The 14,431-nt window shown below is 30.2% G+C and carries 14 protein-coding genes; 11 read left to right on the forward strand and 3 right to left on the reverse strand.

What is annotated here, in order from left to right; translation table 4 throughout:
* The first annotated feature begins 119 nt into the window (after nt 1-119).
* From mnmE to ELUMI_RS00975, 3 genes are all read left to right on the forward strand, one after another.
* Nucleotides 120-1,475: a tRNA uridine-5-carboxymethylaminomethyl(34) synthesis GTPase MnmE gene (gene mnmE / locus ELUMI_RS00965; RefSeq protein ID WP_025734281.1), complete on the forward strand. Its 1,356-nt coding sequence runs from the start codon at nt 120-122 to the stop codon at nt 1,473-1,475.
* A 9-nt stretch (nt 1,476-1,484) separates the two neighbouring features.
* Complete coding sequence (locus ELUMI_RS00970; RefSeq protein ID WP_157843903.1) at nt 1,485-2,171, forward strand: alanine--tRNA ligase-related protein; 687 nt, start codon at nt 1,485-1,487, stop codon at nt 2,169-2,171.
* Between the two features lie 154 nt (nt 2,172-2,325).
* Nucleotides 2,326-2,520 carry a hypothetical protein gene (locus ELUMI_RS00975; RefSeq protein WP_025734279.1) on the forward strand — a complete coding sequence of 65 codons (195 nt, stop codon included), beginning with the start codon at nt 2,326-2,328 and terminating at the stop codon, nt 2,518-2,520.
* 67 nt (nt 2,521-2,587) lie between these two features.
* On the opposite strand, the gene ELUMI_RS00980 is transcribed toward ELUMI_RS00975, so the two are convergent.
* On the reverse strand, nt 2,588-3,550 hold the full coding sequence (locus ELUMI_RS00980) for a GMP reductase (RefSeq protein WP_025734278.1): 963 nt from the start codon (nt 3,548-3,550) through the stop codon (nt 2,588-2,590).
* Nucleotides 3,551-3,743: 193 nt separating this feature from the next.
* Here ELUMI_RS00980 and ELUMI_RS00985 point away from each other — a divergent pair, with 193 nt between their 5' ends.
* From ELUMI_RS00985 to ELUMI_RS01000, 4 genes are all read left to right on the forward strand, one after another.
* Nucleotides 3,744-4,559: a TatD family hydrolase gene (locus tag ELUMI_RS00985; RefSeq protein WP_025734277.1), complete on the forward strand. Its 816-nt coding sequence runs from the start codon at nt 3,744-3,746 to the stop codon at nt 4,557-4,559.
* A 99-nt stretch (nt 4,560-4,658) separates the two neighbouring features.
* A complete protein-coding gene (locus ELUMI_RS00990; RefSeq protein ID WP_035018812.1) occupies nt 4,659-5,447 on the forward strand; it encodes a TatD family hydrolase in 789 nt (262 codons plus the stop codon).
* Between the two features lie 119 nt (nt 5,448-5,566).
* Nucleotides 5,567-7,441, forward strand: a complete 1,875-nt coding sequence (locus tag ELUMI_RS00995; protein ID WP_025734275.1) for an MAG1210 family protein — start codon at nt 5,567-5,569, stop codon at nt 7,439-7,441.
* A 37-nt stretch (nt 7,442-7,478) separates the two neighbouring features.
* Nucleotides 7,479-8,144: a LemA family protein gene (locus tag ELUMI_RS01000; protein WP_025734274.1), complete on the forward strand. Its 666-nt coding sequence runs from the start codon at nt 7,479-7,481 to the stop codon at nt 8,142-8,144.
* A 76-nt stretch (nt 8,145-8,220) separates the two neighbouring features.
* Here the strand turns inward: ELUMI_RS01000 and ELUMI_RS01005 are convergent, their stop codons facing one another.
* Nucleotides 8,221-9,756 carry an ABC-F family ATP-binding cassette domain-containing protein gene (locus tag ELUMI_RS01005; RefSeq protein ID WP_025734273.1) on the reverse strand — a complete coding sequence of 512 codons (1,536 nt, stop codon included), beginning with the start codon at nt 9,754-9,756 and terminating at the stop codon, nt 8,221-8,223.
* A 221-nt stretch (nt 9,757-9,977) separates the two neighbouring features.
* Here ELUMI_RS01005 and ELUMI_RS01010 point away from each other — a divergent pair, with 221 nt between their 5' ends.
* The 4 genes from ELUMI_RS01010 (at nt 9,978) to ELUMI_RS01025 (ending at nt 13,660) form a co-directional block, all read left to right on the forward strand.
* Nucleotides 9,978-11,060, forward strand: coding sequence for a ribose-phosphate diphosphokinase (locus tag ELUMI_RS01010; RefSeq protein ID WP_232695341.1), 1,083 nt, complete (start codon nt 9,978-9,980; stop codon nt 11,058-11,060).
* On the forward strand, nt 11,060-11,620 hold the full coding sequence (gene pth, locus ELUMI_RS01015; RefSeq protein WP_025734271.1) for an aminoacyl-tRNA hydrolase: 561 nt from the start codon (nt 11,060-11,062) through the stop codon (nt 11,618-11,620). The genes ELUMI_RS01010 and pth overlap by 1 nt, the downstream gene beginning before the upstream one ends.
* 134 nt (nt 11,621-11,754) lie before the next feature.
* Nucleotides 11,755-12,954 carry a hypothetical protein gene (locus tag ELUMI_RS01020; protein ID WP_156921420.1) on the forward strand — a complete coding sequence of 400 codons (1,200 nt, stop codon included), beginning with the start codon at nt 11,755-11,757 and terminating at the stop codon, nt 12,952-12,954.
* A gap of 1 nt (nt 12,955) precedes the next feature.
* Nucleotides 12,956-13,660 (forward strand): ATP-binding cassette domain-containing protein, encoded by a 705-nt coding sequence (locus ELUMI_RS01025; RefSeq protein WP_025734269.1) that lies wholly within the window; start codon nt 12,956-12,958, stop codon nt 13,658-13,660.
* 324 nt (nt 13,661-13,984) lie between these two features.
* On the opposite strand, the gene ELUMI_RS04590 is transcribed toward ELUMI_RS01025, so the two are convergent.
* Nucleotides 13,985-14,179, reverse strand: coding sequence for a hypothetical protein (locus ELUMI_RS04590; RefSeq protein ID WP_025734268.1), 195 nt, complete (start codon nt 14,177-14,179; stop codon nt 13,985-13,987).
* Nucleotides 14,180-14,431 lie beyond the last annotated feature (252 nt).

Raw genomic sequence — 14,431 nt, forward strand, 5'->3', positions numbered from 1 at the left:
TTTTAAATAAAAAAAACAAAAAATTCATGAATTCCTAACAAAATTACAAATTAAAATTGTTTGTGTGTTTATAATTAATAAAACTTATAATATTACTTAGTAAAGGGGGTATTATGCAAATTAATATAACAGATACAATTGTTGCTCCAGCAACCACCATCGCAACCCAAGCGATTGCTTTAATTAGAATTTCTGGAGATGATGCATTAAAAATATTTAATCGAATATCTCCCAAAAATGTACCACATAAAAAAGGTATTTATGTTAGAAAGATTTATGATCAACAAAATTTAGTTGATGAAGTTGTGGTCAACGCATATTTTGCACCAGAATCATTTACAGGTGAAAATGTTGTTGAAATCGCTTGTCACGGAGGAGTGCTTAACACCAATCGAATTATTAAATTGATTTTAAACAACGGTGCTAGAATGGCGTTGAAAGGTGAATTTAGTCAAAGATCTTTTTTGAATAATAAAATCAATTTAATTCAAGCTGAAGGAATCAATGACTTAATTCATGCATCAAATGATTTAGCTTTAAAAATCGGTGTTGACAACATGAGTGGTTCACACAATAAAGCGATTTTAAGTTTAAAAAATGATGTAATGGATATCATCTCAAGAATTCAAGTTTTAATTGACTATCCTGAGTATGATGATATTGAAGGTTCAAGCAATCAGGAACTTATTGAAGCTTTGGAAAAAGTTAATCACAAAGTTACAAATTTATTAATCAGATCACAAATGGCAAGCAAATCAATTGAGGGAATTAAAACCGCAATCGTTGGTAAAACCAACGTTGGTAAATCATCACTTTTAAATGCATTGATCAATGAAGATAAAGCGATAGTCACCGATATTCACGGAACAACCAGAGATGTTGTTGAAGGACAAATTAATCTAAATGGTGTAACGATCAATTTGATTGATACAGCCGGGATTAGAGAAACAAAAGATGTAGTTGAATTGATTGGAATTCAAAAATCAAAGGACTATATTAACCAAGCTGAATTTGTTTTCTTTGTTGTTAATGCAAAGCAAATGGATGATTTAGAAAATGTGCAAATATTCAAATTATTAGAAAATAAAAACCACATTTTAATCATTAATAAAGCAGATGAACTGAGTGATGTAGAACAAAAGGAATTGCTTATCAAATATCCTGAAGCTGTTTTCACAAGCGCTTTAAATGATGATATTGGCGGTTTAATCAACAAAATCAAAACTAAATATGATAGTGATCAACTACTCCAATCAAATGAGTTGATCTTGATCAACATCAATCAAATTAATTTGATTGAACAAATTAAAACGAAGTTAGAAACAGCTTTAAATAACATTAATAATTACTTACCTGTTGATATTATCAATGTTGATTTATATGATGTTTGAGGACTACTTGGTGAATTAACCGGGGAGCAAATGGAAGATGAAATTTTAGATAACATCTTTAGAAAGTATTGTTTGGGGAAATAAAATATGTGAATGGATGAAATTAAAACAAGTGAAATTCAGCAACCTGTAACTATCTTTACAGGATATGATTCACTACAAGAAAAAGCTCAACTTCTTTTTTATAAAGAAGTTGAAGAAGGATGTGTTTTAGTCTTTGATAAGACACCATTTTTCGCACGTGGGGGAGGACAAGTGGCCGATCTTGGAACAATTGATGGAGCAGAAGTTCTTGATGTTCGAGACTGAGATGGTTTTTATCTTCATGTTGTAAATTCTAAAAAAGCTTATCAAGTTGGGGAAGTTTTGGAATTGATTGTGGACAAAGAAATGCGAAAGAGAATTTCAATTCTTCACTCATTAACCCATGTGTATTGAGGTGAAATTGAAAACATTTTAAACAGCAAATGTGATCAAACTTACGAATTGATAACTCATGAAGATTCAACAATTGAAATGGTAACAATTGATGAACAATTTATTACTCAAGAAATTTTGGACCAAGCTATTGAAAAAGTTAAACAAGACATAGCGTTGGCTATTCCGAGCCGAATTTATCTTGAAGATAACAAACCTGATAAAAGAGCTGTGACATGAGAAAACGTGTCATTCGATTACTGTGTAGGGACGCATGTCTTAAATACAAGTGAATTAAAACCACCAATAATCTTAAAGTTTAAGAAAAAAGCCAACAAGCACAGAATTAAATTTACATTTTAAGCCAACGACGTAAAACATAGAAAAAGTGAAAAGTTATTCACTTTTTCTATGTTTTTTGCTTTTTAAGGTTATTTTTTAGTTTTTATTTCTAATCCTATATGAGAAGCATTAACCAATTAGCTTCACAAAATTAATTAATTTTAAAAAGGAGATTATGAAAAACGAGGTAATTTTTATATTTGATTCGAAAAAAGGAGGACTAGATCGAGAAAATTCAACCACCCTAGAAGAATTTGGACTCATTCTTGAAAGTATGGACATTGTTGAACAAATCAAATTTTATATAGAATTTTCTCGGACTGTACAACAATATGCAGACTTGTTTCCAAAGGAAGAAAATCAAAAATAGAATTTGAACAAAGACGAAATTTGAAGAATGAAAAAGCAGCAGAGATACTGCCGCTTTTTCAAGTTTATTAAAAATTAGAATCTTTCAAAACAACGTAATCCACTTTTCTAATGTCCATTAATTTATTTCCACCAGAATAAGAAATTGAAGATTGTAAGTCTTGTTCCATCTCGGTTAAAGTTTCAAAAATTGATCCACGAATTTTGATCACGTCTTTTCGACCTTCAACATATCGTTTCTCACCTTTGTTAAATTCACTAGCGCTACCAAAATATTCTTTATACAATTCACCATCAATTTCAACTGTATTTCCAGGTGATTCTGCATGAGCTGCAAATAAAGAACCGATCATGACGATTGATGCCCCAAATCTAATTGATTTGGCCACATCCCCATTAACCCTTAATCCTCCATCAGCAATAATTGGTTTGGTTGCTGCTTTGCTACATCAATTAACTGCTGATAATTGTCATCCACCAGTTCCAAAACCAGTTTTTAATTTAGTGATACATACTTTTCCTGGACCAATTCCAACTTTTGTGGCGTCAGCTCCTCAATATTCTAAATCTCTGACAGCTGATGGTGTTCCAACATTTCCAGCAATAATAAAAGTTTTGGTCCCCATTTGCTTGCGAATATGTTTAATCATATCTCTTACTGCTAACGAATGCCCGTGGGCGATATCGATTGTAATGTAATCTGGAATTAAATTTTGTTCTTTCAATTCATGAATGATTTCATAATCTGGTTTTTTAACCCCAACAGAAATTGAAACAATTAAGTTTTTAGCTTTCATCTTTTTGACAAATTGAAGAGTATCAACATTGAATCGATGCATCACGTAAAAATAATTTTGTTCGGCTAGTTTTTCGCATAGCTCTTCATTCACCACAGTTGCCATATTAGCCGGAACCACAGGCATTTTGAATTTATGTTTTCCTAATTTAATTGAGGTGTCGCATTCACCTCTTGATTTCACAATACACATCTCAGGAATTAGTTGTATATCTTCATAATCAAATGCTTTCATTTTTTGTCCTCCATTTTAAAACACACCTTTTCATCTTGATTTTTTTGTTTAAATTAAACCAAAAAAATCAAGATGAAACACTTAAATTATGTGTCCTTTATAATTACATTTCTATTATAGAGCAAAGTTCACAATTCATTGAGATTGTTTGAAGAAAGTTAGTAATAATTATTTTTTTGATTAGAATATAAATATGAATAATAAATTAATATTTGATGCACATACGCATTTTAATGATGAAACATATCAAGAAATGGGCATTTCAACAAGTGAAATGATCAAAACAGCAAATCAAAAAGGAGTTGGTTATTTTTTGAATTGTTCATTTGATTTAGCATCATCAATGTTGGCAATTAAACAAGCAAATGAACACGAGAATGTGTTTGTGGCTGTTGGGATTCATCCAAATGTGGCGATTGAACACACATCTGAAGATTTAAGCAAACTAGAAGCATTGTTAAACTCACCAAAAGTTGTAGCAATTGGAGAAATTGGATTAGATTATTTTTACACTAAAAAGGATATGGAAATTCAAAAAGAGATGTTCAAAAAACAAATTGAAATTGCTATCAAACACAACCTGACCATCATGTTACACATTAGAGACCATAAAAATGTTTTTGATGCATATGATGATGTGATCGAAATTTTGAATCAATATCCAAACAAACCAAATGTAATTGTGCATTGTTTTTCAGCAAATAAAGCATATGCGCAAAAGTTAGTTGATTTAGGTTTTTATATTAATATTGGTGGAGCTGTGACTTTTAAAAATGCCAAAGAATTACAAGAAGCAGCGGCTTGAATTCCAATGCAAAACCTTTTAGTCGAAACTGATGCGCCTTATTTAACCCCCCACCCATTCAGAGGGCAAATGATCAATAAACCTGAAATGATTGTGTACACAGTTGAAAAAATTGCTGAATTGAAAAATCTTGATAAAGATTTTGTCATTCAGCAAACAACTGAAAATGCATTTTCAGCTTTTAACATTCCAAAAGAAAAATAATTTGTTGAAAATCTCATAAGTTTTTTTTGCTAAGACAATCTTTCCTTTTTTATTATCTCGAAAAGTGTAATAATTAAAATAGAATGAGTGGTAATTAATATGGGAATATATGATGTGCATGCTCACTTGAACGATAATTTATATTTGGAATTAGATACTTCTTCAAGTGATATTGTAAGAGATGCGTTACAAGCAAATGTTGATTTAATAAATAATGTAGGATTTGATATCAAATCCTCAAAAATAGCAGTGATTCAAGCTGAAAAACATGCAAACGTTTATGCAATTGTGGGGATTCATCCAAACGATGTGCATTTATTTTCACAAGAAGCATACGAACAACTGGATGTTTTAGCAAACGCGAATAAGGTTGTGGCAATTGGGGAAATTGGATTGGATTATTTCAGAAGTAAGCAATATATCCAAATTCAAAAAGATGCATTAAAAATTCAAATCCAAATTGCTCAAAAACATAATTTGCCAATTATGGCGCACATTAAAGATGTTGCAGGATCAACCAAAGCTTTTGATGATGCAATTGAAATTTTTAAAAGTTTGGATTGCAAAGATGTTGTTATTCATGATTTTGCCGGAACCAAAAAACAAGTTGACCAACTTGTTGAATTAGGTTATTACATGTCAATTAATGGGCAAGTCACAAGAAATCGTGAGTTAGCTAAAGTTGTTCAAGATATCCCAATAAAAAATTTAATGATCGAATCTGATTCTCCATATCAAACCCCAAAACCATATGATAAAAAGGTCAATTATCCAAAACTTTTACCACTAGTAACCAAAGCGATAGCCAAGTTAAAAAACATGAATGAACAAGAATTGATTTCTGCCACCCGAAACAATGCAACCACTTTTTTCAATGTTAAAAAATAAATAATTTTAAGCCTCATCGAATCGTTCGATGAGGCTTTAGTTTGCTTAGACTTAAACCGAACGCGATAATTAGGAACCTCTTTTTTGATAAAATTAAGATAGAACAGGAAAAGAAAAATATGGAAAAAAATATTATTTACAAACCTTTGAGTGAATATAAAACTAATTTAAAACTTAAACATGAAGAAAATGTTGATCAACTTTTCGATGCTCTAATTGAAGAGTCTAAAGTTGATTGAGAAGCTAATAGAAGCACGATTAAAAAACTGAGAGTTGATGAAGCACAATCGAAATATCTGATGTCATCATTGAAAAAACAAAAGCTCTTAAGAGCGTTTTTGATATTTCTGACTGTGTTATTTATTCTTGCTCCAATTATCTTTATTCTTTATCAAGTTTTTTCTCAAAGTAGTTGAAGTTTTTCTCAACTTGGTTTGGCACTTTTGATTATCGGAATGATTCTTGCGGTTGCTGGGGCGGCACTTTTTATTTGATTAATTGTCACTAAAGTAAATAAAAAAATCGAAACAATCAAAGGTGATTTAAATGCAGTAAATAAAAAGATTGATAAACTTACTGAAACTGCATGGAATCAAACAAAAGATCTTAATAATTTATTTGATTGAACCATCCCTGCTCGTCTAGTTGAAAAAACAATTCCGATTGTTAAAATGGATCCATATTTTAATTTCCAACGTTATGATGAGTTGATTAATAAATACAACTTAGAAGATAAGACTAAAAATGAAACTTCACTTTTTGTCCAGAGTGGTGAAATTGAAGGAAATCCTTTTGTCTTGGCTAAAAATTTAAAATATTTTCCTTCACAAAAAGATTATTCAGGTTCAATTGTTGTTTCGTGAACAGAAGAAGAAACCGATAGTGATGGTAAAACCCACACAATAGTACATTCAGAAACATTGACCGCATGAGTGACTAAATTTTTTCCAGATTATGAATTAGATGAATCAATAATTTATGGGAATGAAGCAATTCCAAATTTACAATTTTCACGCAAACCGCAAGCTGTATCAAATCTTGGAGAAGGTAAACGATACGAAAAAGCAATTGATCGAAAAGTTAAAAAACTAGAAAAAATGAGTCGCAAAGCAATCAAACAAGGTGATGATTTTAATGTTATGAACAATACCGAATTTGAAGCTTTATTTCACGCGATCGATCGTAATGATGAACAAGAATTCAGATTGATGTTTCCTGCATTAGCTCAAGAGGCAATGAAAGAAATTTTATTAGATCAAACTGTCGGATATGGTGATGATTTCTACTTCTTTAAAGATAGGATGTTGAATATAATCACCCCCGAACATTTACAACGCATGGATATGAATACTAATCCTAAAAAATATATTACTTATGAAATTGATCAAACAAAGGAACTTTTTACAAATTATAACAATGAATATTTTAAACATTTCTATTTTGCAATGGCCCCAATTTTAGCAATCCCATTATACCAAGACTATAAGTCATCAGACCATATTTATGGCTTTGATTATGATGCACCAATTAGTCCATGAGAACATGAATCAATTGCTTATAGTTTAGGTTTAGACAACCTAAAACATCCACTATCGATTACTGAAAATATTTTAAAAGCTGAAGTTTTAGAACGAGAAAAAGGATATGAAAAGTTGTCAATCAAAGCAAGTGGTTTTCAGGGAATTGAGCGCATTGATTATGTTTGAATGATGGATAGCAATGGTTCAAGTCATGCTGTTCCTGTGCCTTGAGTTGAATACTTACCAGTTAAAAAAGAAACACCAGTTATGGTGAAAACATTAAGTGATTATACTCGCCCAAAATTTTTGACCAATATGGAGCAAAATAATGATTGAAAAAAATACTTTGAAGGCTACCATTTATCTAACAATAATTTACTATTTTATAAAAATTTAGTCGCCTTTATAGTTGGTGAAAAACAACAAGATTTAGAACCAAAATCACTAGATGACATTTTTAGAAATAGTCTTTAGAATGATATAATCAAGAAAGCAATAAGGAGAAAAATTTATGGCAAATAAATTAGATGAACTACAAGGTCCAACCCAACCAGAAGGTGTGGATATCAACGTTATTCACAAACAAATTCCAATTGAAGTGGGACAAGGTTCTAGAACTTTTGAAATTGTTTTATGATGTTTATTAATTATTCCGGGTTTGATATTTTGAATCATGAAAAACAGCGCTAGTAACTATCTAAGACGCTTGGAACAAAAAATTCAAGGATCAGCATCAGAAGTTGATAACTATTTGGAACAACGTGTTCAAGTATTACAAAATGCTTCTGCAATTGTGAATAAAGCAATCGATTTAGATAAAAGCACAATGATCACAATTGCAAAATATCGTTCAGGAAAAGCTGGGGATGATAATTTGAGAAATGAAATTTCAAGCGAAATTGAACAAGTAAGTAAAAAAATTAACATCGCTTTTGAGTCATATCCAGATTTAAAAGCACACTCAACTTTGCGTGATGCGATGCAAAAAAATGATTATTTACAAAGAGAAATCACGGCAGCGCGTACTAATTACAACGATTATGTATCTCGTTGAAATCAAGATATTCAAGTGTGACCAACTAAAATGATTGTTGCTGCAAAAGCGGGATACACAACTAGAATTCCGTTCACAGCTTCAGTTGAAACTAAAGCAAAAGCTCGTGACGTGTTTTTCTAGAAACAACCAATTAGATCTAAAAATTTCAAAAAACAAACCCCAGTTAAATGGGGTTTGTTTTTTATAAAGTGTTTTATTATTCAATCAAGTCTTCAAAGTTTAAGACTTTATCAGCTCATTGTGTTTCAAAATTAATATCATGAGTAGTCAATAAGACAGTTCCTGGAAATGCCTGAATTGCTTCTAATAAAGCTTCTTTTGCTAAGACGTCAATGTGGTTAGTTGGCTCATCTAAAATCAATAAACTTGCAGGTTCTAAACTTAAAGCAGCTAATCTAACTTTAGTTTGTTCTCCCCCAGAAAGCATACTCATTGGGTTTAACATCAATTCGGATTTAACACCAAATCTTGAGATGGTTCCACGAACTTCACCTTCAAGCATTTTTGGGTAAAGTCCCATTAAATAGGCAATTGGTGTTAGATCTTCAAATTTTTCTTGTTGATGGAAATAAGCGATATCAACACCACTTCCAACCATTAATTTTCCTGTTAGTGGTTTTAAAGTATGAGCAACAGTATTTAAAAAAGTTGTTTTTCCAATTCCGTTGTACCCACGAACGATACATTTTTGTCCTTCTCTTAATTCAAAAGTTAGAGGATTTGTTAAAGGGAAATCATATCCGATTTCTAAATTTTCAGCCTTCACAATAATTGCTGAAGAAGGTCGTTTATACTTGAAACTCATCTTTGGTTTAACTAAATCACGACGTTCTTCCATCACATCAATTTTAGCTAATTGTTTTTGTCGTGATTGAGCACTACGAGCTGTTGAAGCACGTGCCGCATTACGAGCAACATAATCTTTCAATTTAGCAATTTGTTGTTGTTGCGAGTTTCTGGCAGCATCATATTGTTCTGCTCTTTGAGCAGAAAGTTCTAAAAATTTATCATAGTTTCCAACATAGCGATTAATCTCTTTGTTTTCAATTGCATAAATGATTGAAACGGTTTTGTTAATGAATTCAGTATCATGAGAAATCATCAAAAATGCATGTTCATAAGCTTGTAAAAATTTAGCTAATCATTCAACTTGATCAATGTCTAAAAAGTTGGTTGGTTCATCCAATAAAATGAAATCATCATTTTTCAAAAGCAACTTTGCAAGCATCACCTTACCACGTTGCCCACCACTTAATTCACCAAGCTTTTTGTCTAAATTCTCAATACTAATTCCTAAACCAGAAACTAAATTTCCAATTGTTTTTTCAATTGTATCAAAACCTTTGTGATTTAATTCTTCTTGCATCGCAAGCGCTTTAACCAAATCTTCTTCTTTATATTCAATTGCCATGTCTTCATAAATTTTATGAATTTGTGCTTCAATTTCATATAAATGTTTGAATGTATCTTTTAAATAATCATTAACTAAAATTTGCATATCAACATCATGATGTTGATCCAAATAACCCATTTTTGCACGTGGATGAAGTTCAATTTCACCTTTATCAGGTACATTTTTTCCAGCAATCAAATCAAATAAAGTGGTTTTTCCAGTTCCGTTTGGGCCAACAAGCGCTACATGTTCGCCTTTATTAATTCTAATATTTACATCTTGATATAAAAACTTTTCACCGTTTTGATGCGATAAATCTTTTATGTGAACAATACTCATAAACCCTCCAAAATAACCTTTAAATTATACACAAAAAACCCGATATCTCAATATAAAAGTTGGAATAGCTTGTTTATATTCGGTATATTGGCTAGAAAACCAATTATTTTTTTCTAAAAATGTGTGAAATTTAGTTTTTCAGAAATCAAATTTCTGAAAAACTATTCATAAATAGCATTTTTTAGATTTTATTTTTTAGACAAAAGTAATATTATAAATATATGAATAAATTAAATTTTAAAGAAGAGGAAAAAATAATAATGCCAAATAAACAACCACTAGATATAAATATTTTTGGACTATCAGCCAGCCAAAAATTAACTAATGAAGTGTGTGAGATTTTAAACATCAAACAAAAACGAGTGCAAACAACCAAATTTGCTGATGGAGAAATTTTAATCCAATCACTTGATAGCGTTCGAGGAAGAGAAATCTACATCATCCAATCAACAAACCAACCAGTGAGCGAAAACTTGATGGAATTATTAATTGCAATTGATGCTTTTAAAAGAGGAAATGCTGCCAAAATCAATGTTGTAATTCCTTATTATGGATATGCTCGTCAAGATCGAAAAGCTAAAGGAAGACAACCAATCACTGCTAAATTAGTGGCAGATTTATTAACAAAAGCTGGAGCTCATAAAGTCATCACAATTGATATTCACTCACAACAAATCATGGGATTCTTTGATATCCCAATGGAAAATTTCCAAACTTCAGAAAGTTTGGCAACTGAAATTGTCAACACAATTATTAATGAAAAATTAGACCATAAAAATTGTATTTTAGTGTCTCCAGATTATGGTGGATTAACTCGTGTTCACAACGTTGATTCATACACTGGATTAATGACTGATGGGATTGCAGTTATTGCCAAAAGAAGACCCGGACCAAACATGGCTGAAGTTGAATTTGTTCTTGGTGATATTGCGGGGAAAACTTGTTTTATTATTGATGACATGATTGATACTGGTGGGACAATTATCAATGCTGCTAAAGCATTGAAAGATAATGGTGCCAAAGATGTTTATATTTTTGCTTGTCATGGTCTGTTCAATGGAGCAGCTGTTGAAAAAATGAACGAAGCAATCACAAACAAGATTATTAAAAGAGTGGTTGTAACAAACACAATTGAAATTCCAAAAGAAAAACAATTTGAAGGTTTAAAAATCATTTCAATTGCCCATCTATTGGCTGATATGATTGAAGCTTCTGTTCAAAACCATTCATTAACAGATGTTTATAATAATGCTCGTTGCAAATTAGCAAAATACATTGAAGAATATACTAAAACCAATAAATAATGAAACTAATTGTTGGTCTGGGGAATCCGGGAAAAGAATATCAAAAAACAAGACATAACGCAGGTTTTTTTGCGATTGATATGCTTTTAGAAAAATACGGATTTTCAAAAGAAAAAGAAGAATTTAATGCAACTATTTACTTCTCTCAAATAAATAATGAAAAAGTTCTATTTGTTAAACCACTAACATACATGAATAATTCAGGCATGAGTATTCGCCAAATCTTGGATTATTATAAAATTAATAAAAGTGATTTAATAATCATCCATGACGAAAAAGATTTTCCGATTGGTAAAAATCAATTTAAGACATCTGGGTCAGCTGCTGGTCATAACGGGATCAAAAGTGCCATTCAATATTTGAATGGCGAAGATTTTAAACGCTGAAGATTAGGAATTGGCGCACCAAACAATTCCAAAACGATGGTTGATTGAGTTTTGGGTAATTTTTCTAAAAAAGAAATTGAATTATTAGATGAAAAAATTAATAATTCAATCTTGTTTTTACAAGATTGAATTAAGGGTGAAACATTCATCAATATCATGAACAAATATAATTAAAATCAAGAATTTCTTCTTGATTTTTTTGTCCATTTTAGGTTAAGAAATATTTTTTTCGTAAATTTACTTTTTCTATTTTAATTAAATTTTATGCGTATATACTTTACATTATGAAAAAGACAAAAATAATAATTTTGTCAATTCTAAGTACTGCTTTAGTCTCTGTTCCTATAATAACAATTGTAACTGGTTTTAATTATAATTCGTCTTCTAACTCGTTGTGGTCAGTGGCGAATTTTAAAGAACCAACGACCAAAACGGGTTGAGAAATGCTTCGAGTTGATGCGATAAATAATAAAACTAAATATTTTGAAAATGTCCAAAACCTTGCATATGACATCGCTAAAGAAAATAAAGATATGGAAGGAAATTCGATGAATGATTACATCAGTTTATGCATTGCTAAAAAAGATGATTTTCAATATTATTTAGTTTATGTTTTGAGAGAAATGTTGGCAAATGCTAATTTATATCGAATAACAAAAGATCAATCCACATATGAAATTCAAGGTCAAGATTTAGAAAATCTCATTCCTTTCAAACTGATGAATTTAACTTCAAATAATTCAGCATATGTTATTTGAAACATAGTTAAAGAAGGACCGATTGCATTGTCTGATATTAGTTTGAATCCTGATATTAGAAATTTGGTTGATTTAACTTTTAAAGAAATTGTTGATTTAGAAGAATACGATGACCAAATTGATAATCTTTGAAACTCAGGTTTAAAAGATTACTTTGCGATGAAAATGTCTAGTTTAACAAAAACAGAATTGCAAAATCAAAAGGCAAAAGAATTACAAAAATTAAATGAAGATTTGGCTAAAGCGGAAGCTGAAAAACAACCTCCCGATGTTATTCAAAAAATTTTAGATCAAATTGATTTAAAGAAATTAGAAATAGAAGTTCGTTTTGAACAATATGATTATCAAATTGATCAAATGCAAAAAAACATCACAATTTTTCAAAAAAAGCTGATAGATATAATTTCAAAAACATCAGGATTAGATCAAGAACAATTAATTGAAAAGATTAAAAATTTACCAGAGTATCAAATATTTATGCTATCAAATTTTTATTTCATAAATTATAAAGAGCAAGTTCAATTAACATACAAGATTATGCAAAAAGTTATTCCAGATTTAGTTCAACCAGATAAATTTGACATATCAGATCAAGAAAATGATTTTATGTTAAAAGCTAAAATTGAGAGAAAAAATACAATGGATTTAGAACTTAAATCATCTGATGGGATTATCGTAAATTTAAATGAAATTTTAATTAATAATGATCTTGTCAATTCGGGATCGTTACAAGAATATAAAGGTAAATAACATGCTAAAAACAATTAAGGTAAATAACGTTATAAAAAAATTTAAAACGAACGTTGTCTTAAATAACGTGAGTTTTGAAATTCACCAAGGAGAAAGTGTTGCGTTTTTAGGTAGTAATGGATCTGGGAAAACAACTCTTGTTGAAATCATTGCAGGCTTGCAAAATCCAACAAGTGGGACGGTGTTTTTTGATGAAAAAACACCAGAAAAATTTACAAATTTAGGAATTCAATTTCAAGAAGGAATGTGGCCCAAGGGAACAACGGGCAATGATATCATTAAGTTTTATTTCGGAAAAAATTATTCCGAATCAGAAAAAATTCAAAAAATTATTGATATTTTTGAAATTCAATCAATTCTCAAAGCTGATTTAAATAATTTATCGGGTGGTCAAAAACAAAGATTTAATGCATTTTTAGCAGTTTCCAATGAACCAGAAGTTATTATTTTGGATGAGCTAATTACCAGTTTGGATTTAAAAATGCAAATTAAATTAATTGATTATTTTAAAGAGTATCAAAAAGAAAATAAAACAACCTTATTGATCATTTCCCACATGCCTGAAGAAGTGGAAATTATGTGCAAGCGCATCATTTTACTAGAACAAGGAAATGTTATTTTAGATGCTAATGTGAGTGACGTTGTCAAAAAACACGGAAGTATTAGAAAGATGATTGTGAAACATTGTGCTGGCAAAAAAATTTAAATTACACACTAATCACGATCTTGTTTTCACGAAAGATTCATTTCAAAAAACATTTTTTCTGTTTTTTTCCTTTATTATCAAGAACCCTAAAACGTACATTTTATTTTTAATATTTCCGTTTTTTCCATTATTGATCATGCTCTTTATTTGAACTGTGGCGATTGATGCCAATATTTATCCACCGATGTTGATTAATTTTTTAGCTTTAAATATTGTGCTTTGTGCTTTTTTTACAATCCCGATTTTATTGAATTGAAAAAACAGCATCATTTTAAAAAGAATAAAAATCAATGGTGTTTCGAAATTTCATTTCATTCTCGTGCTTTATTTGATTTTTATTCCATTGTTTATGATTTCTGTTCTCTTCAACATGTTAATTTTTTTTATCCTCACTAAATTAGGAATTCATGTTCTGCAATCTTTTTTATCTCCGATAATTGATTTCGTTAATGTCTCTTTGGGAAATTTTACAGCATACACATTGATCATTTCTTTTTTTATATTGGTGATGTTTGCCATGTTTCTATTTTCGATTCTCTTAATTGTAATTTTTAAGATGAATAAAAATAGTTACATTCGACTGACCCTATTTGGTTTCTTGCTCTTTACATTAATTTTTTCAGACATTATCGTTAATAGTCAAATGTCATCACAGTGAGAATGAATGGTCATTATCGGTTATTTTAGTCCCGGGAGATACTTTATGTGGTTCGCTTTGTTTATCAATTCTTATGCCAATATTGATCCCTTAGGTATGACCCAAATTATTGA

The sequence above is a fragment of the Williamsoniiplasma luminosum genome, assembly GCF_002803985.1.
GTDB lineage: Bacteria > Bacillota_I > Bacilli_A > Mycoplasmatales > Mycoplasmataceae > Williamsoniiplasma > Williamsoniiplasma luminosum.